16 protein-coding genes and 1 pseudogene are annotated in these 26,503 nt (G+C 38.0%); 16 read left to right on the top strand and 1 reads right to left on the bottom strand.

Going from position 1 to position 26,503, the window contains the following annotated elements; translation table 11 throughout:
- The first annotated feature begins 22 nt into the window (after nucleotides 1-22).
- The 8 genes from QZL88_RS14955 (at nucleotide 23) to mobV (ending at nucleotide 10,130) form a co-directional block, all read left to right on the top strand.
- On the top strand, nucleotides 23-1,885 hold the full coding sequence (locus QZL88_RS14955) for an alpha-L-fucosidase (RefSeq protein WP_296942367.1): 1,863 nt from the start codon (nucleotides 23-25) through the stop codon (nucleotides 1,883-1,885).
- 453 nt (nucleotides 1,886-2,338) lie between these two features.
- On the top strand, nucleotides 2,339-3,571 hold the full coding sequence (locus QZL88_RS14950; protein WP_296942365.1) for a site-specific integrase: 1,233 nt from the start codon (nucleotides 2,339-2,341) through the stop codon (nucleotides 3,569-3,571).
- Between the two features lie 32 nt (nucleotides 3,572-3,603).
- Entirely contained in the window at nucleotides 3,604-5,100 is a 1,497-nt protein-coding gene (locus QZL88_RS14945; RefSeq protein ID WP_296942363.1) for an RNA-binding domain-containing protein, read from the top strand.
- 17 nt (nucleotides 5,101-5,117) lie between these two features.
- Entirely contained in the window at nucleotides 5,118-5,534 is a 417-nt protein-coding gene (locus QZL88_RS14940; protein WP_296942361.1) for a hypothetical protein, read from the top strand.
- Between the two features lie 278 nt (nucleotides 5,535-5,812).
- On the top strand, nucleotides 5,813-6,151 hold the full coding sequence (locus QZL88_RS14935) for a helix-turn-helix domain-containing protein (protein ID WP_296942358.1): 339 nt from the start codon (nucleotides 5,813-5,815) through the stop codon (nucleotides 6,149-6,151).
- Nucleotides 6,152-6,163: 12 nt separating this feature from the next.
- Nucleotides 6,164-7,366 carry a primase-helicase family protein gene (locus tag QZL88_RS14930; RefSeq protein ID WP_296942356.1) on the top strand — a complete coding sequence of 401 codons (1,203 nt, stop codon included), beginning with the start codon at nucleotides 6,164-6,166 and terminating at the stop codon, nucleotides 7,364-7,366.
- Nucleotides 7,367-7,597: 231 nt separating this feature from the next.
- A complete protein-coding gene (locus tag QZL88_RS14925) occupies nucleotides 7,598-8,509 on the top strand; it encodes a toprim domain-containing protein (protein WP_296942354.1) in 912 nt (303 codons plus the stop codon).
- Between the two features lie 202 nt (nucleotides 8,510-8,711).
- Entirely contained in the window at nucleotides 8,712-10,130 is a 1,419-nt protein-coding gene (gene mobV, locus QZL88_RS14920; RefSeq protein ID WP_296942352.1) for a MobV family relaxase, read from the top strand.
- A gap of 235 nt (nucleotides 10,131-10,365) precedes the next feature.
- On the opposite strand, the pseudogene QZL88_RS14915 reads toward mobV, so the two are convergent.
- A pseudogene (locus QZL88_RS14915) lies at nucleotides 10,366-10,593 on the bottom strand (DUF4372 domain-containing protein); the annotation flags it as partial.
- Between the two features lie 201 nt (nucleotides 10,594-10,794).
- On the opposite strand from QZL88_RS14915, the gene QZL88_RS14910 reads away from it, so the two are divergent.
- The 8 genes from QZL88_RS14910 (at nucleotide 10,795) to QZL88_RS14875 (ending at nucleotide 26,470) form a co-directional block, all read left to right on the top strand.
- Nucleotides 10,795-11,061, top strand: coding sequence for a GNAT family N-acetyltransferase (locus tag QZL88_RS14910; RefSeq protein ID WP_296942350.1), 267 nt, complete (start codon nucleotides 10,795-10,797; stop codon nucleotides 11,059-11,061).
- A 135-nt stretch (nucleotides 11,062-11,196) separates the two neighbouring features.
- Nucleotides 11,197-11,787, top strand: coding sequence for a sigma-70 family RNA polymerase sigma factor (locus tag QZL88_RS14905; RefSeq protein WP_296942348.1), 591 nt, complete (start codon nucleotides 11,197-11,199; stop codon nucleotides 11,785-11,787).
- 94 nt (nucleotides 11,788-11,881) lie between these two features.
- On the top strand, nucleotides 11,882-13,066 hold the full coding sequence (locus QZL88_RS14900) for a FecR family protein (RefSeq protein ID WP_296942346.1): 1,185 nt from the start codon (nucleotides 11,882-11,884) through the stop codon (nucleotides 13,064-13,066).
- A 202-nt stretch (nucleotides 13,067-13,268) separates the two neighbouring features.
- Nucleotides 13,269-16,703 (top strand): TonB-dependent receptor, encoded by a 3,435-nt coding sequence (locus QZL88_RS14895; protein ID WP_296942344.1) that lies wholly within the window; start codon nucleotides 13,269-13,271, stop codon nucleotides 16,701-16,703.
- 102 nt (nucleotides 16,704-16,805) lie between these two features.
- Complete coding sequence (locus QZL88_RS14890; RefSeq protein ID WP_296942342.1) at nucleotides 16,806-18,752, top strand: RagB/SusD family nutrient uptake outer membrane protein; 1,947 nt, start codon at nucleotides 16,806-16,808, stop codon at nucleotides 18,750-18,752.
- A gap of 123 nt (nucleotides 18,753-18,875) precedes the next feature.
- Nucleotides 18,876-21,965 carry a SusC/RagA family TonB-linked outer membrane protein gene (locus QZL88_RS14885; protein WP_296942340.1) on the top strand — a complete coding sequence of 1,030 codons (3,090 nt, stop codon included), beginning with the start codon at nucleotides 18,876-18,878 and terminating at the stop codon, nucleotides 21,963-21,965.
- Nucleotides 21,966-21,986: 21 nt separating this feature from the next.
- Nucleotides 21,987-24,191 carry a RagB/SusD family nutrient uptake outer membrane protein gene (locus QZL88_RS14880; protein ID WP_296942339.1) on the top strand — a complete coding sequence of 735 codons (2,205 nt, stop codon included), beginning with the start codon at nucleotides 21,987-21,989 and terminating at the stop codon, nucleotides 24,189-24,191.
- 248 nt (nucleotides 24,192-24,439) lie between these two features.
- On the top strand, nucleotides 24,440-26,470 hold the full coding sequence (locus tag QZL88_RS14875; RefSeq protein WP_296942337.1) for a hypothetical protein: 2,031 nt from the start codon (nucleotides 24,440-24,442) through the stop codon (nucleotides 26,468-26,470).
- Nucleotides 26,471-26,503: the final 33 nt, after the last annotated feature.

Raw genomic sequence — 26,503 nt, 5'->3', positions numbered from 1 at the left:
TAACCATTTAAGACACATAGAAATGAAAAAGAAGACCGGATTAATGAGCATCATGCTTGTATTGATCACTTTATTTTCCTGCAAAACCGAAGTAAAAGAGCCTACGGCTTATGGGGCATTACCTACCGAGCAACAGCTAAAATGGCAAGAGCTGGAATATTATATGTTTATCCACTTTGGCCCGAATACCTTTACTGATGTAGAATGGGGAGACGGGAAGGAAAGCCCTGAAGTATTCAATCCTACCAACCTAAATACAGACCAATGGGCTGCTACAGCTAAAGCGGCAGGAATGAAAGCAATCATAATAACCGCCAAACACCATGATGGTTTTTGCCTGTGGCCAAGTGAATACAGCACCCACACAGTACGTGAAAGCAAATGGAAAGATGGAAAAGGTGACATCTTAAAGGATTTGGCCGAATCGTGCAAAAAATACGGATTACTTTTAGGTGTTTATCTTTCTCCATGGGATCAGAATCATCCGGCTTACAATACCCCTGAGTATAATCAGATATTTGCAAATACCCTGAACGAAGTACATTCCAACTATGGTGATATATTCGAACAATGGTTCGATGGTGCAAATGATGGAACATCCAAACAGGTATATGATTGGGACCTGTTCCACAAAACAGTTTTCGAAAAGCATCCGCATGCCATAATATTCAGTGATGTGGGTCCCGGATGCCGCTGGGTCGGAAATGAGAGAGGATATGCCGGTGAAACAAACTGGTCGATGATAAATGCAGAGGGATACACTCCCGGAGCAAATGCTCCGGATATAAAAACACTGAACGAAGGATTGCCTGATGGTAAAGACTGGATCCCTGCCGAAGTAGATGTATCTATCCGTCCCGGTTGGTTCTACAGCCCGGCTACAGACGACAAGGTAAAATCTGTATCTCACCTGATGGATATATATTACTCATCGGTAGGAAGAAACGGCAACCTGCTCCTTAATGTTCCACCTGACAGAAGAGGACAAATACATGCAAACGATTCGATTCGCCTCATGGAATTTAAAGAAGCGCGGGAGAAGGCTCTTAAAATAAATCTTGCTAAAGATGTGAAAGCCACTGCAAGTAATACCCGAGGAAATTCGGATAAATATTCGACCTCGAACCTGTTCGATGGAGACAAAAGTACATATTGGGCAACTGATGATGGTATAAAAACAGCCTCGATAGAAGTTGACTTCGGGAAAACAGTCGTGTTTAATAGAATATTACTGCAAGAATATATAGCCCTCGGACAAAGAATAGCTGAATTTGACGTAAAATACTGGAACGACAAGGAGCAGATATGGAATGATTTAACCAGTGCCACGACAATAGGATATAAAAGAATCTTATGCACACCTCAGGTTTCGTCTTCAAAGATAAAGATCGACATTTCCAAATCTTTGGCCGAACCATTACTCAATAATCTGGAGGTATACAATGCCCCTGAAAATATTTCATCTATAGCCGAAGGAGAAAAACAAACTAGTAGAAAAGATGTGAAATTTGTCATCAAGCCATCGAAAGATATTGTTACTACAAAGAAGAAAGACGGGACAATTCTTTATACAGAAAAGAAGGAAAAGCCCATTATTATTGAAATGGATAGAGAGAGCTTAATCCGAGGATTGAAGTTTACACCGGATATATCCGGACAGAAAGGCACAATTCAAAGATATAATTGTTACTATAGCTTTAACGGGATGGAGTGGAAAACTGTTATTACCAACGGTATATTTAATAACATTAAGAACAATCCGATGACTCAGGAAGTTTTGTTTCCGACAGCTGTTCGTGCAAAATTTATAAAAATAGAACCTATAGTATTAACTGAGAGTAATGATGATGGATATACTTACTGTACAATTGATGTTATCCTCTAGTTGATATTGAAAGATTTCAGAATATAATTTTCTGCTGTACAGTAGCGCAAATATTATATGGTATAGGTAACAAATAAACTCATAATATAAATAAACTTAATAAAATGAGAATAACAGATAATAAAAAGCAAGGTAATTCCGGCGAATGATTGGTCTAAAAAAAGAATATGCTATACAAAATTATATATATGTATAAAAAATAAGCTAATAATCAGTGATTACTAGCTTATCTTGTCGGGATACCAGGATTCGAACCTGGGACCCCCTGCTCCCAAAGCATAATGAAAAGCGTTTCTCCTGTTTTCTTCTTTTAATAAATGTTTATACGTTTACTGATTATCAATCATTTATTAAAACTTAATTATCTTATAATATTTGATTATTTTCTTTAAATCGCTATATTTGCATGCAAATTGCATGTACAATAAATTTGCATGCAGAATTCGAAAAACCATGTTTAAATACGCTAAAGACGGCATTTCAATACTAACTACTTTTGACAATAGACGGCCAAAACAGTCTGGTTTATACCCTATAAAGATACAAGTTGTTCACAATAGAAAACAAAGATATTATCCGACAGGGAAAGAATTAACTCATGCCGATTGGGAAAAGTTGCATGAAACTAAAAGCAAAAATCTCATTTCTATCCGGTCAGATATTAAAAATTCTTTTGATAAAATTGAAAATGCAGTGCGTCTATTATCAGAGAATGGCAACTTTTCTTTTGATGCTTTAAATATTTATTTAGGAAGATGCACGGGAGACTCAGTTAATGCCGCATTTAAAACCAAGATAGAAATGCTTCTGGAATCTGGCAATATTGGAAATTCAGATGTGTACACTTGCGCCTACAAACATTTGGAAAAATATGCAGGGAATAATCTGTCTTTTGAGTCAGTAACTATTGATTGGTTAAAGAAATATGAAAAAGCAATGTTGGATGAAGGAAAAAGTTACACTACAATATCAATGTACATCCGATGTATTAGAGCAATTTTTAATGAGGCTAAATCTATCGGAATAATTAAAGAAGCTCAATATCCATTTGGGAGAGGTAAGTACGAAGTACCATCAGGCAAAGGAAGAAAACTAGCTTTATCCCTGGCTCAGATAAAGCTAATTATTACTTATTCTGATGGAACAGAAGCAACAGAACGATATCGAGATCTATGGTTCTTCTCTTATTTATGCAATGGCATCAATGTCAATGATATGCTAAAGTTAAAGTATTCTAATATCGATGGTGATGAAATACATTTCTATCGTTCTAAAACAATCCACACTTCCAAAGAGAAAAAAGAAATAGAGGCTTTAATCACTTCCGAAATGAAGCAAATCATTTCCAAATGGGGAAATTCAAATAATAATCCGAATAATTATATCTTTCCCTTCTTGACAGGAGAGGAAACTCCTTTAGAGCAAAAAAGAAAAATACAAGATGTGACCCATAGGATAAATAAACGCTTACGAAAAATAGGAGAAGCAATTGGTATTTCAGGTCTGAGCACATATACTGCAAGGCATTCATATGCCAGTGTATTAAAACGAAGTGGAGCTAACATCGCCTATATATCAGAGAGTTTAGGACATAGCGATATCAAGACTACTGAAAATTATTTAGCATCCTTTGAAAAAGAAGAAAGGATAAAAAATGCCGCATTTCTTACTAACTTTGAAGAATAATTATCTGTATTACTAAAAGGAAGAAAATAACCATGAATATAGAACGGATAAAAGATTTACTAAAAAACAAAGAAAATATACGTCTTGAATTCAAAGAAGCAAAAAATGATTTGCCTAAAAATCTATTTGAGTCAATATGCGCGATGCTGAATCGTGAAGGTGGTGATATCTTACTTGGAGTAGCGGATAATGGGGAAGTTACTGGGATTGAGGAGAATTCTCTTCCCGCCATAATGACCAATTTAACGAATCTGTCTAATAATCCGCAAAAACTTGAACCTCCATTTATATTATTTCCGCAGGAATATCAAGTTGACGAAAAATGGATTATTCATATTCAAGTCCCATCCAGTTCGCAAGTACACAAGTCAGCCGGAATTATATATGACAGGAGTAATGATGGTGATTTTAGGGTAACTCAGCCCCATCAAATAGCAGAGTTGCACAATAGAAAACGAAATTATTATACAGAAAGCATTATATATCCGGCATTAAGTTTCGAAGATTTCAAACCGGAATTATTTCCGAAAGTAAGAAACCTGATAAAAAGTAATAATCCGGATCACCCTTGGTTAGCATTAAACGACAAGCAAATGTTAGAAATTTCCGGACTTTGGAAAAAAGACTATCAAACCGGCCAGGAAGGATATACGCTTGCAGCTGCACTATTGTTCGGAAAAGACGAAGTTATCCGACAAATCATCCCTCACTATAAAATAGATGCAATGGTAAGGGTTGAAAATATTGAACGTTATGATGACAGGGAATATATTCAGACAAACCTTATTGAAGCCTATGACGATTTAATGGATTTTGTTGCAAAACACTTACCGGATAAGTTTTATATGTTAGGTGCACAACGGATAAGTTTGCGAACCACAATATTTAGGGAGGTTGTTGCTAACTTAATAGTACATCGTGAATATACAAACGCTTATCCATGCAAATTTACTATATTTTCGGATCGGGTTGAAACGGAAAATGCCAACAATCCGAGAGGACACGGAAAAATTGACCCCACAAATTTTGCTCCATTTCCTAAAAACCCGACAATCGCCAAATTTTTCATTCAATTGGGAAGAGTAGAAGAACTTGGTTCTGGAGTACTTAATGTTTCCAAACTTGTTAAAGAATACACAAGTGGAGGAGAGGCCAGTTTTATAGAAGGTGATATTTTCCGAATGATAATTCCTCTTGTCAAAAATAATCATATATCTGCCCAAGGGAGTATTATTAAATCGAATGATGCTGTAAATGATGCTGTAAATGATGCTGTAAATGATGCTGTAAATAAAGGCATAATAGACAAATTAAGTGATACTATTCTTAGTGCTGTTGTAGATACATTACGAGTTATTAATGATAATAAAGGAGGAATTGCTGCAAAAGAAATAATTTTTCGGATTAATAAATCATCCGCATCGGTTGATCGGTATTTAAAAATACTCAAGGACATAGGTTTGATAGAGTATAAGGGAGCAGCGAAAACAGGCAAATATTTTCTTAAGGAAAATTCTTATTTATCGTAAGAAGAAATTTTATATCTATGGCGCGCCGGAAGAAGAATATTATTGATATAACGAAGTTGAATATCTATCCGCTCTTACTCAAAGAACTGAAAGAGCACCCCGATTATGCCGATAAAGACCTTTCTTCCTTAACCCTTACCGTTTATGATAGTTTTGAAGCTAGTATTAAAGATGTAGATAAAGCAATAACCCATCTTAAAAGATACGTTACTGCCAATAAAAACTTTATAAAAACATTTCAGAATGAGCAATTTATAAGCCGGATACAATTAGCCAAAATGCTCGGCATATCTCGTCAAACTTTAACCGGATGGATAAACAAAGGCTTTATCACTCCCTTGCAGTCAAAATACTTAAAGCATACCGAAACCTTTAATACGGATACCGTATTAAAAGAACTTCAGGAATACAAAAACGCCCATTCCGAGAAATAAATACAAAAAAATACTATCCCCAATTAATTACTTAACACAACGAAGCAATGGCAGGCAACTGTCCATCAATTGTCTTCGATTGTCCTAAAAGTATCTTTCTATTGTCCTTAGCCTGTCTTCGGGTTGGTATGATTTGTCTGTCTATGTCGCCTCTTGTCCACCTAATGTTAAGTAATTAAGTATTTTATAAATAGATATCCCTGTTTATATCTTTGTGCTGTTCGAACAATTTCCGGCTATGACGATAGCCTATTGTTTCATTTAAAATCACAAAGATTATGACTAATATTATCGTAGCCGAAGAAGATAAACTTCGCAGTATTGTGCAAGAAGAAGTCTCCAAACTATTTTCTGCAAAGCAGGAGGTTAAAGTTGAAATTGATACGCTCACACTAACAAAGACTCTCGCCTTACTTAGTGAATACGGCTATCCCATGTCAAAAGCCAAATTGTATAAACTTACCGCATCAGGTAATATACCCTGCCGCAAGTTTGGGCAGAAACTGGTTTTCTCCCGGAAAGATATTCTTTCATGGGCTGAAAGTCAGACCAAGCCGAAAGATAATAGTGCGGAGATAACTTTAACACTTGCGCGTAGTGCAAGGCGTAAAAGGTAAAGGAAGTTTGTCATGAAAGAAGAAATAGAAGAAAAATATCTTCGAGTCGGCACCACTCTCTATAAGATAGTCAAACGCCCGTTAATGAGCGGGGACTTTATAGAGGAACGCCGGGTCTGGAATTACGATACACTCCGCCAAGACCATTCTAAAGACTTTATTTCACAAATAGAAAAGTTCGATGGCTTTTGCTCCGTTCCCGGCCATGTCAATTATCAGCGAAGTATCGGTAAGTTTCTGAACCAATACGATCCGGTCAATTATTTACCCCAATCCGGAGAATGTCCCGTTATATTGAATTTCCTTACCCATATCTTTGGCGAACAGATAGAACTAGGGTTGGATTATCTCCAATTGCTTTACCTAAAACCTTTGACAAGGCTTCCAATCCTGTTATTGGTATCGAAGGAACGCAATACAGGAAAGACTACCTTCCTTAATTTCCTCAAAGCCATCTTTGCTGGGAATATGACTTTCAATACCAATGAAGATTTCCGTAGTCAATTTAATTCTGATTGGGCAAATAAATTGATTGTTGCTGTTGATGAAGTATTATTAGACCGCAGGGAAGATTCGGAACGGATAAAGAACCTGAGTACTGCAATCTCCTATAAAGCCGAAGCCAAAGGAAAAGACCGTAGCGAAGTGGAGTTCTTTGCCAAGTTTATCCTTTGCTCCAATAACGAAAACAATCCTATTATCATTGATCAGGGAGAAACACGCTATTGGGTGCGCAAGGTAAATTCATTGGAAAAAGAGAACAATCGGATATTAGACTTGCTTAAATCCGAGATGCCTCAATTCCTGTATTATTTGCAACATCGGGAACTATCAACAAAGAGCGAATCCCGAATGTGGTTCAGGCACGAATTACTTGTAACAGATGCATTACGGAAGATTATCCTGTATAACCGTAGCAAAGTAGAAATCGAAATACTGAATATCGTATCCGAAATAATGCAGATAAAGGAACTCGACAAATTTCGGTTTTGCATAGGAAACATAATTAATATGCTGGCATTAAGGCAACTAAAGACAGAAGGTGGGCAAATCCGGAAGATATTGCAAAACAAATGGGAGTTACAGCCGGAAGCTCCAACCTACTATACTGCCTACTACATAGCATTTGATGATGAAATCCTTGAAAAGAAAAAAACATCGAGGATATATACCATAAGTAAGGAACTGTTAGACAGATTAATGTTGGAATGTTAGAAAAAGAAGCTAAGTAATATATTACTAACACTCTATACTTCTTACAAAATACTTACAAATCTCTGACAAACTAACAGTTCTTACATATCTCAAATACTGTAAGAAAAATGTAATACGTATAAGCGATTGATTCAATTGCCCTTACCCTTATTTTCTTACAATCTTACAAAATAACAAGGCTTTCTCCGGTATTTACCTTGAAAGAAAAAACAATCTAAAAAACGTATAATCATGGATATAAGAGAGTTAAATAAAATCTCAATAAAAGCCTATTTGGCAAACAAAGGAATACATCCAGTAAAGGACAGAGGCTATTACGGAATGTATCATTCCCCATTCAGGGAAGATAAAGATGCCAGTATGAAGGTAGATTATAATAAAAACCTTTGGATAGATTTCGGTAGTAACGAAGGCGGAACAATGATAGACCTTGTGATGCGGATAAATAATTGTCCGTTTACTCAGGCCATTAATGAGCTAAAAAAGTATAGCTTGACTTCAGTAAATCAGCACGTCAATACAACAGTACGTCAGCAAAATTCTTTTTCTTTTCATGGTATCAATATTTTAAATGTAGGTTCTTTATCTAATTCTGCCCTGATTGATTATCTAAAAGAACGAAGCATAAATATAGACATTGCCAAGCAGCATTGTCGAGAAATACACTATTCAGCTAATAACAAAGAATATTTTGCCATTGGTTTTGAAAATAATTCAAATGGTTATGAGCTACGCAATAAATATTTCAAAGGTTGCACCTCGAAAGATATTACTATCCATCGGTCGGAAGATAAAGAAGCCTGTTTGGTATTCGAAGGCTTTATTGACTACCTTTCTTTCCTGACCTTGAAAAATATCCAAACGGCAAAGCAAAATGTTATAGTCCTTAACTCAGTGGGCAATCTGTCCAAAGCGTTGAAGTTTACCCAATCTTATCCGAAAATATACATATATCTGGATAACGATGAAGCAGGAAGAAAAGCGACCGACGAAATTAGGGCAGTCTGTAAATTCGTACAGGATCAGTCTGCAAGCTATGCCAAATACAAAGACCTGAACGACTATTTGGTTGCAACGAAACAAGTGAAGCAACTCCCCAAATCGCAGCTACCCCGTAAACCTTTGCGAGGTTTCAGAATGTGATTTTCGTCAGCTACGCTAACAGGCTTTTGAAAAAGCCATAGCTTATTAGGGAATTTTCTTCACGCTCCGATAAATCTGCACTAAAAATTCCCCAATAAGCCAAAGGTTTTCCCCCTTTGGAATCCTCCCGAGCGTTCTTGCGACCGCAGTCGCTAAAGCGACTATCAAGTAAAATTTCAAACAACTTTTAATATAAATAATCATGGGATATGTTGTTCTCCATTTAGATAAATCGCCCGGAAATGAAGCAGCGATGACAGACCACATCAAGCGTAATGTAATACCCTCGAATGCAGATCCAACCCGGACGCATCTGAACAGGGAGCTGGTTGAACTTCCTGATGAAGTAGCCGACCGCACAGAAGCTATCCGTCACAGAATAGAAACAGCCGGACTAAAACGTAAAGTAGGGAAAAACCAGGTGCAGGTAATTCGCATCATGCTTTCCGGCAGTCAGGAAGATATGCAACGGATTGAATCGGAAGGACGATTGGATGAATGGTGCAGAGATAATATCGACTGGCTAAAAAAGACATACGGTGAAGAGAATCTGGTAGCCGCCACCCTACACATGGATGAAACTACGCCCCACATTCATGCTTCTGTTGTTCCTATTGTTCAGGGAGAACGGCGAAAAAAGAAAACCAATAAGGAGCGGCCCGAGCAACCAACAAAAAAGAAGTATAGGAAGAAAGACGCAAACCAGCCACGCCTTTGCGCTGATGATGTGATGGCGCGGGATAAACTGACAGCCTATCAGGACGGTTACGCCGAAGCGATGGCAAAGTACGATTTGCAGCGCGGAATAAAAGGTTCGGATGCGCGGCATATAACCTTAACAGAATTTTATCGCGAGCAATCCCTTAAATGTGAGAATATACAGGAAAACATAGGTTTACTTCTTGCTATGGAAGATGCCAAAAGATTAAGTATTGAACAACTTAAACAGCAGGAGCAGGAGGCAAAAGAGCAATACGAACAAGCCGATAAACTCAAAGTGCAAAAGGAATTGGACCTGAAAGATACCGAAGATACCCTTAATCAGGTAAAAGGGCAGCTCAAAACCGAGGAACTGAAAAGTAAAGCCGCCGATGTAGGTTCTACTATCATGGAGGGAATAGGCTCATTGGTGGGTACATCCAAAGTCAAACGGCAGCAACAGGAGATAGAAGCACTGAAAACCGATAAAGACCACTTGACAAAGGAAGTCAACAAGCTAACGCATGACATGCAGACCATACAAAAGGAGCATCAAACCATTGTTGACAAACTAAAGGATGAACTGGCTAAAATCCATGACTTATTCCCAAAAGTCAAAGAATTGCTGCGTATCGAAAATCTCTGCAACCATTTAGGATTTTCAGATGAACTAACAAAAATGATACTGGATATGAAGCCGGTAGGATTTAAAGGAAAACTATATTCTGCCGAATACAAACGGAATTTTGAAACGGAGCGATCCATAGCGGAAATAAAGCCGCACCCGACAGAAAAAGACCGTCTGCAACTTACCATTGACGAGGTGAGTGATACCAACTGGTTCAGACAGAAGTACAGGGAGTTTCAGCAGAGTATCGGAATTAATATCAATCAGAAAACTAATACCCGCAAGTTAAACTAAACACAAGCACATCCTCAATAACTTTATAATTATCTGAAGCTGAAAGCAGTTTGTGTAAAATAATAAAAAACGACGGCTAATTACCAATGTATTCAGCAGGTAAAGCCGTCGTTTTTATTGATACAAGTTAGAAATTACATCTCAGTAGTTGATAACGATTGTCGTTTATATTAGTGATTAATAATTAATTGAATAATTCTCCTTACTTAGCTGTACCATTGCCTGTACCGCCATTACCCATTTCTAAATGATAACACTTGGAATGGTGAGCAGTAAGAGCGACAATCAAATCTCGAAGACTTACACGATTGGATAGTTGACCAAACATCAAGGCAAGCAGTTGATTCCAACAAGTGAAGTGTTTTACATAACGATTACCCTGATACTTGTTGACTATACGCCTAAATTTATCTTCATTCAGAAATGAGATTAATTGAGCAAACACATATTTATCTTTATTCATCGCAGCCGATTATTATCAGCTACGAACGTATAAATTGAAATCGTCGTGCTCGAAAAAACCGATGTAACTAACTAAATTTCAAATATATCAAAGAGCGATTTTAGATTTTAATGGGACAGCAATGAAAATGACTATTAAACAAATCTCGGAAAATAAGAAAGAGTTTTTGGTTTATTACTCTTGGGCGATGAACAGGAAAATATGATTGAGCATTATTTGGAGCAGGGCGATTTGTTTGCCTTATATAATGAAGACCTAAAGGCTGTTTGTGTTGTTGCTCACGTAGATAATAATACATGCGAGTTGAAAAACATAGCTGTTTATCCACAATTTCATAGACAAGAATATGGAAAAGTGCTCATAATGCATATCTCAAAGCTCTATAAAAATAAGCACAAAACAATGCTCGTTGGTACGGACGAAATACCTTCGATTTTCTCATTTTACTGGAAATGTGGTACATGGTAGAGATAAAAAGCAATTAACCATAACTTTCCAACTTTTATCCTAATAATAATATTCAATTGATTAAATATTTATTACATTGCACTTGTAATTTTAGCTAAAACAATATACTTAACGTTAACACCTTCTATCTGATCTATGTCAGACATATCTTCGCTTAAAAAATTTATTGATGGAACCGATCCGGACTCCGGCCTTTTATATCAGAGCTATGTAAATAGCTTGTATAGATACGGGATAAGTCTTGGGTTTGCCGAAGATATATGTATGGATGCTATACACGATGTATTTTGCAAGCTATATAATCTTAGCAAAGAGAATATAATCAAGATAGAAAATGTAAAATATTATCTTTTTAAAAGTCTAAAGCATCGGTTATTTGATATATACAAGAAAAATAAGTTTATAGAAAACGTATCCATAACTTCAATTCCGTTCGATATTGAAGTATCTGTCGTCGATCCTATTATTGATGAAGAAGATAAGAAAATAATAACAGAGAAGGTCGAATCTTTGATGAGCTGTTTAACCGATCGGCAAAAAGAGGGCATTTACTTGCGTTATATACAGGAAATGAATTATGACGAAATCGCACTTCTTTTAAATATGACACCTAAGTCGGCGAGAATGCTCGTATTCAGAGCAATGGAAAGATTGCGGAACTTAAATGGAGATGAGAAAAAGATTTTTTTCATCCTTTTATCTGCATCTTTTCTCAAAAGTTTGTAGAATTTCAAAAAAAATCACAAAACGTGTAGACAATTCTTCCATCCAATCGTCATAATGATATAAACTGTGTATAATGCCTTAAATTATATCATAAATGACAAACCTAAATAATCGTAAATCTACCTATAAAGATTTTCTGAATGATGATAAGTTCATAAAGTGGCAAGTCCTGCAAACTGAAGAATTGAACCATTTCTGGGATGATTACAAAATAAAAAAACCGGAAGACGAAGATGCTTTAGCTAAGGCCGTAGAAGTCTTTAGGTCTGTACGGTTTAATAATTATATTCTATCAGATATACAAAGTGAAGCACTATTAAGAAATATTAGAAAAGATACTGTACTACGAAAACACAAAATAAAAAGATTGCAATATTATGCTGCCTCTGCTGCGTGCCTTCTTATATTGATTACGTCAAGCCTATTTATTTACAATAAAAAGCATAATATAAATCCCATTATTGAAACATCAATTATAGGTGAAGCCCAGGACAGCAAAGATATTCAGTTTATTAATGCTAGTGTATCAAGGGCATTATCAGAAGATGTTGAAATAAAATTAGATGAGAGCGGTAAAGCCACAATTCTTGATAAAGATGGACATAGCATTGATGATATATCCCTACTGCCTAAAGCTATAAATAAAATTGTTGTACCATACGGAAAGCGTTCTTCTATAATTTTGGCAGACGGAACCAAAGTCTGGCTGAATTCGGGAACAGAATTGGAATTCCCATCTACATTTGAAGGGAAGACAAGAGATATAAGCGTACGGGGCGAAATATATATTGATGTTGCAAAAAATCCGAAGAAGCCTTTCTATGTGCATACATCACAGTTTGATGTACAAGTGGTTGGAACTAAATTTAATATTTCGGCGTATGACGACGAGCCTGTCAAATCGGTTGTCCTTGTTGACGGGATTGTCAAAGTAGATGTTCCCGGTCACAAATCCTTAGAGATGAAACCCAATGATATGATTGTTCTGGAAACGGGGAATATAGACAAGTATCATGTAAATGCCTCAGAATATATCAGTTGGAAAGATGGAATATTGAACCTCAAGAATGCTTCTTTAGCTGATATTTTGAATAAAATAGGGAAATATTATAACATAAAGTTCACCAATATTGGGTCATTGGATTTATCCGAAACAACTTGTACCGGAAAGTTTATTTTAGATCAGAATATAGATAGTGTAATGACTGCTATCTCTGTATTAGTCCCAATTACGTATAGCAGAGATGAGAATATAATTCATATAAATAATATAAAATAAAGTGCCTATGAAGAATATCTAATAATGAAAAACTAACTACGATGAAAAAAATAATCGGACGGTAGGTCCAGTACCATCCGATTATAAGTCTAATTTACACATTCAAAGAATATTGTAAACCAAAATCATTTACAAATTTATGAAACAAAGTAATGTCTTTGATCGAATTACCCAATTAAATTGCGATCGAATTGTAAAAATTATGAAAATCACGCTATTTTTATTTTTCACTTGTGTGTTTTCATTGTATGCAAATGACTCATACTCTCAACAAGTGAAGTTATCTGTCGACTTAAAGAATGTGACACTTGCTCGGCTTTTCTCGGAAATAGAAAACAAGAGCGATTATGTTTTTCTTATAGTTGACAATGTAAGACCAGAATTATCTGAAAAAATTTCGGTTAATCTCGAAAATGGGAACATTTTCGAGATCTTAGAAATAGCCATGAAAGATAGGCAACTGTCTTATACAGTTATAGGAAGGCAGATTACTGTCTACAGAAAAAAAGAAGAAAAAACAAAGTCTGCTGCTTCGGAAGAAGAGCAACAATCGAAGACAAAAGTTGTCGGAAGAGTTACAAATAAGCAGAAAGAACCCTTGATTGGAGTGACTATTAAGGAAAATAATACGCAGAACGGAACATTTACTGATGAAGACGGGCGTTTTGTTATTTATGCCGGTAAGCCCGACACTGAACTCGTATTCTCTTATATTGGCTTTAAGACCCGGAGAATAAGTATCGAAGGAAAAACTGAAATTATACTTTCCTTAGAAGAAGATATATCGTCTCTTGATGATGTAGTTGTTACGGTGGCTTACGGAACCCAGACAAAGGTATCTATTACAGGCGCTATATCTACTGTAACCTCCGAAGATCTGACCAAAAGCTCGGTAACAAGCTTTGGTAACGCATTACAGGGGCGTATCACAGGTTTAAGTTCTACCCAATCGGGAGGCGGAATGCCTGGTCTGGATGATGCTGAGATTTATCTGCGTGGGGCAGCTACAGTCAACGGTTCATCCCCATTAATCTTAGTTGACGGAGTTCCACGCGATCTTCGTACCCTTGATGTAACCGAAGTTGAAAGCGTGAGTGTTTTGAAAGATGCTTCCGCAACAGCTGTATTTGGAGTGAGAGGGGCTAATGGAGTGATCATTGTCACTACGAAAAGGGGTGTGGCTGGCAAAGCCCAATTGTCAGTCTCTGCTTCACAGGTATATACCTCATTTACTCGTAAGCCTGCACGAATATCCAATTTGGAATATATAGATATGAGAAACGAGGCATTAACCAACGATGGACAGCCTGCAGCCTTTTCTCCCGAGATAAGAGCGAAGTTTGAAAACCCCTTGTTCGGACTAGACTCTAATGATCCTGACTATGCACAACAGGCTGCTTATCGGAATTATCTGTATCCGAATCATTATTATTATGGCGAATATTTTAAAGATACGGCTCCGGAAACACGTATAAATGCAAATGCACAGGGAGGTACAGATAACGTGCTGTATTTTATTAATATCGGGTATCTTAAACAGGGAGGGCATTTTAATACAGAGCCCAAGTCGAAATTGGGATACGACCCGTCATTGAAACTTGATAGATGGAGTTTCAGGGCAAATATGGATTACAAAATGTCGAGTTGGTTGAAAGCCCGATTTAATATAGGAACCTATATAGAAAAACAAAACTCTCCTAATTTTTATCCATATCCCAATACCGAAACTTTATTGCGAGGTATGATGCAAGAAACATTCCGGCTCAATCCTACGATGATGGGACCTACTACAATTAGTGGTGTTAACCCTGATGTGCCCGGCGATGCCGTTATTCATCCATCGGTAGGAGATCGGTCTGGATTTGCAGATATAAACAGGAAAGGATATTATGTCTACACACGCACAAATCTGAATACCTCATTTGAACTGGAAATGGATCTGAGTGAAATAATAACCAAGGGGTTGGTTGCAAAAGGAATGGTCTCCTTTGACTCATATCCTACAAATTCATTGTTGGGCCAAGTTGACGAAATCCAATATACAGCAGTAGCTGATTATGAGAACGATCGTATTATGTTCTCTAAAAAAGACTCCTATGAAAGAGCCATGGCATTGTCCAGATGGAAGTCGACCAGATATCAGATCAATGCTCAGGCTTCTATAAATTATAACAGGCGCTTTGGAGATCACAGCGTAGGAGGTTTATTCAATGTCCAACGAGACTATTGGGAAAGTGAAGGTGCTGAGATACCATATAATGTTTTGGGGTTTGCTGCCCGTGCAACATATAATTATAAAAGCCGCTATTTTGCCGAATTCAATATAGGATACAATGGTTCGGAACAGTTTGCCCCATCAAACCGCTATGGCACATTTCCTGCATTTTCAGCCGGATGGGTTGTTACAAACGAAAGTTTCTTAAGCGATGAAAAATACTTGACATATCTGAAGTTCAGGGGGTCATATGGACGGGTAGGAAATGACAAACTGGGAGGCTCGCGTTTCCTATATCAGGATAATATTATACTAGGAGGCCGGGAAACGAATATAGAAGGATTGGGACTTGGGCAGAAAGTAAATATGGTATTGCTCGGTAATTCTAAACTACAATGGGAGGTCGCGGATAAATTTAATATTGGTATGGATTTTCAATTATTTAAAGATTTGAATGGATCTTTTGATTATTTCCATGAGAAAAGAGACAAGATACTAATAACCAGAGGCACTGTTCCTATATTTCAAGGCTTGCCATTAGGTGTATTACCTAAAGTGAATATGGGTGTAATAAAGAATAAAGGCCTGGAGCTGGAGCTGACTTATAATAAGCAAATAACCCCGGATTTCCGTATCAGGTTGCAAGGGAATATTGCTACAAACAAGAATACGATAACCTTTATAGACGAAGCTGGATTGGGCGAAGCTTATGCCTACAAATACAGGCAAACCGGCTACCCTATCGGGCAGTCATGGGGGCTTAAGGTAGATTGGGATTCTCCGGGAAAGGGATTTTGGACATCTCAGGATGAGATAGACAATAGTGGTTTGTCGTATAATGTTGGAGCATCTCCCCGTCCGGGCGATTTGAAATATATAGATATGAATGGAGATAATAATATAGATGATAAGGATTATGCACCAATAGGTGACTCCAGTATTCCGGGACTTACTTACGGCTTAGGAATTAATCTAAGTTATAAAGGATTCGACTTATCTGTTTTCTTTTCCGGTATAGGAAAATACTCTACTATTTGGGATGGTCTTGGTATTTATGAATATGATGGCGAGGGTTCTTATTATACCTATCATAAAAATGCATGGACACAGGAACGTTTCAATAATGGAGAGAAGATTACTTATCCTACTCTGAGTACAACACCGAATGCAAACCATGTACCGAATGAATTCTTTTTACAGAACAGGTCGTTTATCCGCCTTAAGAACCTTGAATTTGGCTATACACTTCCAAAAGGATCATTAAAAAAAGTGGGAATAAACAATCTTAGGATTTATGTGACAGGACAAAATTTATTTCTCTGGGATAAGCTGAATCTGGAACATCAGGATCCGGAGAAAACAAATCCGACAAGATACCCTATAACGAAATTGATGGGCTTCGGACTTAATGTTACATTTTAGGTAAAAGGAAGTATTTAATGCAACATTGTTTAACCATAACCGGCTATTCCTGTTGCAGATACAAAAGTAATAAATAGGTCAGAGACCTTAAATTGATAAGATATGAAACTTTTAAATAAATCAATATTGGTTATAATCACCGTAGTTCTCTTCCTTCAGATATCATGCAATGATACATTGGATCAGGCTCCGGATGGGAAAATAAGCCTGGATGAAATATTCTCCGATCACTTCAAGACGAGCGCTTATCTGAATAGCTGTTATTTATATATTCCAATAGGAGGGATGAACTGGCCGTGGCAATCCAGAGGACCGGTATCTACTTGCGACGACGCCTGGGATAATGATGATATAGCATATCATTACGGTGTTTCGGCATCTATGGCAAATGGTGATGCAAGTGCCGAAAGCTATCCTATGACAAGTCATAAATATGACTTCAGGGATAATCAGCAGTATTCGCGTTTTTATGAATGTATTTACTACTGTAGTGTATTCATTCAGCGAATAGGTAGTGCAAATGTGAAAACTGAGGCCGAAAGAAATAGATGGAGAGCTGAAGCTCACCTGATTAGGGCATACTATTATGCAGAATTATTGAAATGGTTTGGCACAGGCTTACCTATAATGAGAGAACCTTTCAATTATGAAGATGACTTTACGCAAGTACAGAAACCATCTTATCACGAAGTTGTAGATTTTATCTTGGAAGACTGTGATTTTGCTCTTAACACGGCAGAACTGCCTTGGCGCATAACCAGCCCGACCGAAAAAGCCCGGCTAACCAAAGCCACAGCAGAGGCCATCAAGTCACGGATAATGTTGTACGCAGCCAGTCCATTATATAACGACGGGCAAGACTTATGGGAAAAAGCATATCAGATAAATAAAACGGCACTCAAAAACTTGAGGGATAACGGATATGAATTATATAAGAAAATAAATTATCCCGATATATATGCGAACGATGACGATAACCCTCAGAATCAGGCACATTTACCGAACAAGTATTCGGCGCTGATGAATGAATATTTTACTCAGGATTATGGATATACGACAAATCCGGTAGATAAAGAAACCATATACTCGAGTTGGGCTACTACAGGTAAGGCGTTTGAGTATGATGGCATTGGCTGCCAAGCTGATAGGAAAGCCGGTTCTGTGCCTACTCAGGAATTGGTAGATGCCTATGAAACGACGGATGGAGAAACTGTTCTGAAACTGGAAAAACCTTACCTGGATGAAAAACATCTTCAGCCTAACTATAATACGAATAATACGATGTACAATCCTGAGAATCCGTATGCAAACCGAGATCCCCGTTTTTACTCATCGATCCATTATAATGGGTCAAAAAGAACTTGCAAATGGAATCATACAGAAACACCGGAATGTAAGGATAATTACAATTTAGACCCCAATGGAAACGGGCCTGTATATCGCACTCGTATTATTTCCACATGGGTAGGGGAACCAATGACTGGAATTCATGAAACCTCCCGCACAAGAACGCGGACAGGGTACTATAATCGTAAATATCTTCATCCTAATGCCGGAGAAAACCAACCTATCGAAGGGCCTGCCGAAAAACTGTACCGACTTGGTGAAATTATACTGAATTGCGCCGAAACCGCAGCAGAGGCAGGTCATTTGCAAGAAGCTTACCAATTGGTAAACGAAATAAGAGACAGGGTGAATATGCCTCCATTGCCTGCCGGTTTGATAAATAATAAAGAAGAATTAATTCGGAGAATAAGGCATGAAAGGCGTATTGAACTGGCCCTGGAGCCTCATCGTTTTTTTGATGTCCGCAGATGGCAAAAACCTGAAGGAGACCTCAAGGATACAGATAAATGGCTTACAGCTATGGAAATAACGAGGCACGAAAAAGATGGTTCATTTTCTCATTATACATATAAAAGAAAGACTGTGCGCTCATCAGAACGTTTGTGTTATACTAACAAATATCTGAAAGCCCCGATACCAATGGCTGAAGCAGCAAGAATGTATAGTCTTACCGGAGACGATTGGCAAAATCCGGGATGGTAATAAATATTTTATTATTCCTATAAAGGTGTAATTATGAAAACGAGCACGAACAACTATTCTGCAAAGGATATGATAATTTGGACGTGCAGGTTTTTATACATCCATTAAAAACTGAATTATAGTATGAAATATAAAAAAATGATTCAAATAGTACTGTTATTTCTTCTTATAGGAGATATAGCAGCACAGGAAAATTTTCAGAATATAGAGGTTCGTGGCATCGTAAAAGATGAATATGGGAATCTCTTTCGGGGAGTATCTGTCGTGTCTGAATTTGGCAAGAATGCGGTAATGTCTGACGAAAGCGGTTCGTTTTTGATATATATAACCGACAAAAGCAGACATATTACTCTGTCAAAAGATTATTATTTGCCGGAGAAAGTTGAAGTGAAGGATAATGATAATCTGGAAATAACTCTAAAACGTGATATATATAATACGAATGAAATTGTCTATGATGGATTCAATTCTGTGTCTAAAAAGATGATGGCGGGTTCAGCCTCTGTCGTTACAGGATATGAGTTGAACAAGTCTCCCGTATCGGTTCTTAGTTCTACTCTCGCCGGCCGGCTATCGGGTCTTACCACGCGGGAAAATTCGTCTGAATGGGCGCGTACTTCAAATAGTCTATGGATAAGAGGAGCCAGTCTTAATGGCGCACATACTCCGCTTATTATTATCGATGGATTTATGATACCCACCGAGGCCCAGGCATGCATGGACTTTATAACTCCGGCGGAGATAGAATCAATCTCTATATTAAAGGATGCATCCCTTTTAGCTCTTTATGGAATTACAGGAGCCAGTGGAGCTATAATTGTTACCACAAAGAGAGGTAAACCGGGAGAGCTGAAAGTAGACTTGCGCATCGATGGTAGTCTTCAGAATGTAACGGTCAAGCCCTACAGGGTAAACTCGGGGGTATACTCTCAACTGAGAAATCAGGCGGCTTATAATGATAATCCGGCAGGAGGGCAGTTTCAGATGTTTACAGAAGAACAAGTCGGTAAATTTGCTTCAGGTGAAGATCCTATACATTATCCAAGTCATGACTGGTATTCCGAATTCATGAAAAATTTTGCTTTTATGCAACGGGTCGGACTCAATTTGAGCGGAGGATCTGATAAAGCCAGATTTTTTTCTAATGTGAACATAATGAATCAGAATACAAACTTCAAAATATCGGAAAAGGAGAAGTTTAACCCCACTCCCAATTATTTCTGGGCCAATATGCGTACAAACATAGATGTAAATATAGGTCAGCATCTCAAGGCTTTTATGAATATTGCAGGAAATCTGAAGAGAGAAAAAACAACCGAAGGAAACATGACAAATGTATACCAGGGGATGTTTGATTTACCACCGACTCTTTACAGTAACCTGACCCCAGAAGAGAGAGATCCCCAAACCGGAGAGATAATACGCGAAGGTGGTAAAGTGATGATTACCCCCAGCATCGGAAATAATGTCTACGGACGCATAAACAGGCAAGGATTTACTCAGCATACAATCACCAACATTTATTCCAATTTTGGATTGGAACTGGATATGTCTTTCCTTGCACAAGGTTTAAAAGCGACAGGAACTGTCGGCTTCTTATCTAATAATAGGAAAAGCCTTGCAACAAGCCGTAATTATGAGCGCTGGATACGGGTAACGAATACTTTTTCGGATTGGGACGAACTTAAATTTGAGAAAAAAGGGACAGACGAAGATACTCCTTTATCGCATAGCAAAGGCGAAGATGATTATCATAATATAAACTATAAGGGAGCACTGAATTATACAAGAAGCTTTGGGAAACACACTGTGTCGGCTTATGCTTACTCCATGTACTTAGAGTTGGTAAGAGCCGAAAACCTTCCTTTCAAGTATGTTTATTCCGGTCTGCAGGCGACGTACGATTATGATGACAGGTATGTGCTGACTATTGGGACCGGATATTCTGGTTCTGATAATTATGCACCGAAAAACAGATTTCATACTACACCGGCTATTGCCGGCGCATGGATAGCTTCGAGCGAAGCATTTATGAAGGACATTAAATGGCTGTCTTTACTAAAGTTGAAAGCCTCTTATGGCAGAAACGGAAATGATGATACCGGAGCGTCACGCTATCCTTACCTGAATAATATTCAGGGTGTAGACGAGCTTTTTATAAGTAATCCTTCGTATAGTCCGGAGATGGTCAAAAAACAAAATTATGGTATTGAAGTGGGGCTGTTAAATGGCCTGCACCTGTCTTTCGATATTTACAGGCATAATCTGGATAACATGTACATGAATGTTATCCCCGATATTCCGTCTTATCATGGCAATACGGGAATTTTCCCGAATATTAATGCCGGAGGTATGAGAAATAAAGGTTATGAACTGGAAATTGCTTATACTAAAAACATAATGAAGGATTTCTCTATTAATATGGATGGCTTTTTAGCATATAATAAGAATAAATTCACTCATGTGATAGAGACTATAAGGAGTGATGATTATTTTCATAAGGAGCGTGTAACGGGGTATCCGACAGGACAAACATGGGGATATCTGGTCGATTATTCGAATGGGAATGGTTTGTTCAATACCGAACAGGAGCTTAATGATTACCTTTCCCACACACAATATTCATTCAATAAGCCAAGGTTAGGTGATATTAAATATCAGGACTTAAACAATGATGGTATAATTGATGAAAAGGATCACGCACCTCTCGGGTACGGGGCTATCCCGAACTATTACTTTGGACTAACCGTAGGAGCTAAGTATAAGAATTTCGATTTCAGTGCTTTGTTTCAAGGTGTAGAAAATTATAAAACCTCTTCGGCCGGAAGTATAGGTATAAATGAGGGTGCACTTTCCGATGGCTTGTACTCTTCCCGTCATCTTCAGGCTTGGACAAAAGAGCGGTACGATGCAGGAGAGACTATTTCTCATCCCGCACTCACACTCAAGAATACAAGTGCAAATACTCAGACCAGTGAATATTTCATGGTAGATAGATCTTATGTGAGATTAAAGAACCTTGAGATAGGCTATACATTACCTATGAAAATGTCGCGGGCCATTAAAGCAAGAAATATACGGGTATCACTCAGTGCACAGAATCTCATAACATGGGATCATCTCTCCGATTATGATTTTGGACCTGAAGCAGGGGATTATAATCATCTGCCGGCATTCAGAGTATACAATTTAGGTTTGAGTGTTCAATTCTGATTAATTAATAAAATAAATAATATGAGAAAATATATAATTATATTATTGATGATAGTCCCATCTGTACTATATATGTCGTGTACAGATGTGCTTGACGCAGAGGCCGACGGTCGTATCAATTTTGAAGAAATATTTAAGAACCAAACTAAGATCAGTGAATATTATAATAGTTGTCTTAATTCATTAGTCGAACCGGATCTGAAAAGCATGGCTTTTTGTGATGAGGGACAACATGCCTCTTTCTATGAAGACAATGGAACCATTTTATGGTATAGCGGTCAGATAAATACCGACAACCATACGATCAATCCTTATGGAGGAGATCCTTGGGGCAGTGCCTATAGTCAGATACGCAGGTGTAATATTTTTCTAAATTATATAGATAATGAGACCGCAGGTCTTGTTCCCGATCAGAAGGAAGGCTGGAAATCGGAAATATATGCAATGCGTGGTTATTATTATTGGTTGTTAGCAAAAAGGTATGGAGGTGTTCCTGTCTTTTTAGATGTGATCCAGCCAGAGCATGATTTTACTCAGGACAGAAAAGCATCCTTTAGTGAAGTGGTTAAATATGTTATAGCTGATAGTGAAAAAGCTTTGGCCGGGCCGGATACTTCGATCGGATATCCCTGGGGATTTCAGGATAGGCTGGCCGGGCATTTAACACGAGCCGGAGTGCACGCCGTAATGTCGCAGGCAGTAACTTATGCTATCAGTCCGTTGTGGTATGATGGAACAATCTCTAAAGAATATGCAACCGAAATTACCGGAAGAGCATTATATGAGTGCCTTGCCCACGGATATGAATTATTTACATCAACATCGGAAGAAGCCCAAAATGCTTATGCTCTCTATTTTTTAACATTAGATAACAGAAGGACTGTCGATAAAGAAACCATCTATCGGGTTGGAAGTCAAATGAACTTATGGAACGGATGCGGACTACCCTCCACTCCGGGACAGACTAACGCCGGGTATTGTCCCAGTCAGAATATCGTAGACTCTTACGAGATGCAGGCTACCGGGTTATTACCCATCATTGGGTATGAAGATAACCGTAAATTAGTTCCGATAATAAATCCTACATCTGGCTATGACGAACAAAATCCATATGAAGGGAGAGATCCTCGCTTCGAAGCTTCAATATATTATAATGGGGCCTTGCGCAGTTTAGGTCAGCAGGGTGAAAATAGGGATGAACATCATGATTTGACTATTGACGGGGGCTTTGACACAAACGAGTTGTCTGTAAGCAAGGAAGACGATCATTTTATCCTTGAGACAAATGGCGGAGACCCTTATGTTTACACTTCGGGATTATTAAACGATCTGGATAGCCCTCCATCTACTACAATCACATTTGAATATAAGCTTAACCGGACAATCCCGAATGCGCAGTTTTTCTATGGCAGACCGCATGCAGCCGGAGGTGTTTCCACAGGTGAAGATGTATATATTGAAGCCGCAGATGATTGGAAAACATTTGAATATAATCTGAATGAAGCTGTCTTTACTCATGGCTGGGGATATAAAGGGCACCGCCTTCGTATCGACCTTGGCTCTGAAGGTGGCTATAAATTGTATATCAAGAATATCCGTATTAATGTGAAAAGTATTACTCTAAGCTCAAAAGTCGAAACATTTGTAGGTGGGGCAGATGGCATCGTTGTTGAAGGAAACAGGCAGTTTACCCCTACGGGTTATTATATTCGCAAATATGCCCATTACGATTCAAAACAAGGAGCCAATAAAGATGGAGCAATGAGGATGTTCCGTCTGGCCGAACTTTATTTGAATTTTGCTGAAACGGCATATCAATCACATGGCCCGGATGTAAAAGTACAGATAGGCCCGGGTGTCTCAATGAGTGCATGTGATGCAGTGAATGCGGTAAGAGAACGGGCTGGCATGCCGCCTTTCCCTAAAGGTATGCCTGTTGATGAATTTGAGAAGAAATACAGGAATGAAAGATATATAGAATTGGCTTTCGAAGGACATCGTCCGTTTGACGTACGCCGATGGAAAATATTGGATGAAACGGACAAAACTATTTCAGGGATGAAAATAGAGAAACAGAATGGAGGATTTACATATAACCGCTTTGCCTTTGAAGAGCGGAAGTGCAACACCGACAAGTTCTTAATGTTCCCGATAAATAGAGGTGAATTATACAAAATAATGAAGCAAACAGGCCAGAATTGGCAAAATCCGGGATGGGATTATTAAATAAAACCATACTCAACAAGTTATAAGTAACCGAAAGCATTTAATGATGAGGTTGTCACATAAGTATTTTATGCTGTCTCTTTGTCATCCTGATCGAAGAAAAGGATCTCCCTTGAAAGAAGAGATGTCTCACTAATCGTTCAACGTGACAGAGAAAGTATCAAAATGATCGCACAAATTTACTTATGAGACAGCCTCATCAAATACAAATGAACAAAAGGGTCTGAGACCTTAATACCAGATATATAATGAAAAAAAGAAATATACTTGTTTTTATATTGATGTGCATCTGCTTGATATCACAAAACATTCGGGCAAACGAAGATTATTTACCAGTACCAAAAGATTCAATAAGCAAAAAATACTATAGGGATTTGTATCCCGATACATGGGTTGCTACAGATGCATTGGGGCGAAAAATGCCGGATAGTAAAGAGGTCGGTCCGGTAAAAAAAGACCATAGGCGTGTGGTCGGAATGTTTTATATTACGTGGCATACAGCAGATTTAGCTGCAGGAACACCTCCTTATATGGCAGATGTGACAAAGATTCTGGAGCAAGACCCATCGGCAAGACTCGACGTAAATCATCCTCTATGGGCGGCCTCCCAGTTTTCGTTCCATTCGGGTGAACCGGAGATGGGATATTTTTTGAGTAAAGATGAATATGTCATGAGAAAAGATATATCCATGTTATCAGATGCAGGAGTAGATGTATTGATAATGGATGTTACAAATGCTCAAAGGTACTGGGATGAATGGGAGATATTATTCCCTCTCATGCAGAAAATGAAAGCTGAGGGGAATAAAGTTCCTGAAATTTGCTTTTGGTCATACAACGGACCTGTATTTGAGGTAGTTCAGGATCTGTATGAAAAAATATATAAAACCGGGAAATATAAAGATCTATGGTTTTACTGGGATGACCGGCCTTTACTACTATATAATGGACGCCCTGAATTCGATGCCAATGGCTTAACTCCTCCAAGCAGGAATTTCAATTATGATCCTAAAGCTAAGACCGATCCTGGGCATCCTCATTACAAAGATCCTGATTACTGTGAAGAATTTTATAAAGACTATACAAAAGAAGTGAAAGATTTCTTTACAAAGCGGACGATGTGGTGGGGGCGTTATGAATGGGGAGATCAGCGTTTTGTTGGTACTGAGGATAATTGGAGTTTCGGTTATGAACTGGGGGACGAACAGGATGCAATGGTACGAAAAATGGACCCGAAGGACCTTGTTTCTTTACATAATGGAGTGAGAGAACAAGCGGCTGTTACCGCAGGTCAGCATGCTTGCACAATGATAGGAAAATCATGGTCGAGAAATCATGGCCAACCCAAATTGGATGAATACGATATGCCTGTTTCTACATATGTCCCATGGCTGGGAAAAACAGTGGAGAATCCAACCGGTTATGGAATTTATTTTCAGGAGAGATGGGATGAGACTCTGACTGCTGATCCTCAGTTTATTTATATCAATGACTGGAATGAATGGACTGCCGGAAAATTTCCCCGCGAGAGTTGCGATTTTATGGGACGTAAAAGCAATTATCTATTTGTTGACCAATACAATTCCGAATTTAATAGAACAATTCAACCAATGAAAGGTGGATATACAGATAACTTTTATATGCAGATGGCTCAAAATATCCGTCGTTATAAGGGAGTTAATCCTATTCCCGAAAATAAAGGTTTCTGTAAAATCAAGATTGATGGAAGATTTAATGATTGGGAATCTGTAGTTACAGAATTCCGTGATACAAGAGGCGATGTTGCTCACCGCGATCATCAAGGTTACCGGGGATTACATTATACAAACAATTCAGGGCGCAATGATATTATTACAAGTAAAGTATCAGTAGATAAGAAGAACATATATTTTTATGCCGAAACGGATAATGCTTTAACTGATTACACCGGGCATAACTGGATGTTACTTTTTATTGATGCCGATAATGATTCTTCGACAGGATGGTATGGTTATGATTATATTATCAACAAAGATATACTTGATAGCAACACCACAACGCTCATGAAGTATGATAACGGGCAGTGGGTTAAGGTCTGTAATCTGGATTATCAGGTAAGAGATAACAAACTGGAAATATCGGTTGCCCGAAAAGCACTTAATTTAGAGGGGAGGAAATTCACATTCGATTTTAAATGGAGCGATAATCCTGCCAATCTGGAAGATCCGATATCCCTCTGTCTGAATGGAGATACAGCACCGAACCGGCGCTTTAATTACAGGTATATTTGGACGCAATAAATACTTCTCTTTAGTTATGTGAACCAGCAGTTA

The organism is uncultured Dysgonomonas sp. (assembly GCF_900079725.1).
Lineage (GTDB): Bacteria > Bacteroidota > Bacteroidia > Bacteroidales > Dysgonomonadaceae > Dysgonomonas.
This window is presented reverse-complemented; position numbering and strand designations above follow the sequence as displayed.

What these genes read in the sequence shown, in the direction of transcription:
- QZL88_RS14955 (WP_296942367.1), top strand. Translation starts at nt 23, where the DNA reads ATGAAAAAGAAGACCGGATTAATGAGCATCATGCTTGTATTGATCACT.
- QZL88_RS14950 (WP_296942365.1), top strand. Translation starts at nt 2,339, where the DNA reads ATGTTTAAATACGCTAAAGACGGCATTTCAATACTAACTACTTTTGAC.
- QZL88_RS14945 (WP_296942363.1), top strand. Translation starts at nt 3,604, where the DNA reads ATGAATATAGAACGGATAAAAGATTTACTAAAAAACAAAGAAAATATA.
- QZL88_RS14940 (WP_296942361.1), top strand. Translation starts at nt 5,118, where the DNA reads ATGGCGCGCCGGAAGAAGAATATTATTGATATAACGAAGTTGAATATC.
- QZL88_RS14935 (WP_296942358.1), top strand. Translation starts at nt 5,813, where the DNA reads ATGACTAATATTATCGTAGCCGAAGAAGATAAACTTCGCAGTATTGTG.
- QZL88_RS14930 (WP_296942356.1), top strand. Translation starts at nt 6,164, where the DNA reads ATGAAAGAAGAAATAGAAGAAAAATATCTTCGAGTCGGCACCACTCTC.
- QZL88_RS14925 (WP_296942354.1), top strand. Translation starts at nt 7,598, where the DNA reads ATGGATATAAGAGAGTTAAATAAAATCTCAATAAAAGCCTATTTGGCA.
- mobV (WP_296942352.1), top strand. Translation starts at nt 8,712, where the DNA reads ATGGGATATGTTGTTCTCCATTTAGATAAATCGCCCGGAAATGAAGCA.
- QZL88_RS14910 (WP_296942350.1), top strand. Translation starts at nt 10,795, where the DNA reads ATGATTGAGCATTATTTGGAGCAGGGCGATTTGTTTGCCTTATATAAT.
- QZL88_RS14905 (WP_296942348.1), top strand. Translation starts at nt 11,197, where the DNA reads ATGTCAGACATATCTTCGCTTAAAAAATTTATTGATGGAACCGATCCG.
- QZL88_RS14900 (WP_296942346.1), top strand. Translation starts at nt 11,882, where the DNA reads ATGACAAACCTAAATAATCGTAAATCTACCTATAAAGATTTTCTGAAT.
- QZL88_RS14895 (WP_296942344.1), top strand. Translation starts at nt 13,269, where the DNA reads ATGAAAATCACGCTATTTTTATTTTTCACTTGTGTGTTTTCATTGTAT.
- QZL88_RS14890 (WP_296942342.1), top strand. Translation starts at nt 16,806, where the DNA reads ATGAAACTTTTAAATAAATCAATATTGGTTATAATCACCGTAGTTCTC.
- QZL88_RS14885 (WP_296942340.1), top strand. Translation starts at nt 18,876, where the DNA reads ATGAAATATAAAAAAATGATTCAAATAGTACTGTTATTTCTTCTTATA.
- QZL88_RS14880 (WP_296942339.1), top strand. Translation starts at nt 21,987, where the DNA reads ATGAGAAAATATATAATTATATTATTGATGATAGTCCCATCTGTACTA.
- QZL88_RS14875 (WP_296942337.1), top strand. Translation starts at nt 24,440, where the DNA reads ATGAAAAAAAGAAATATACTTGTTTTTATATTGATGTGCATCTGCTTG.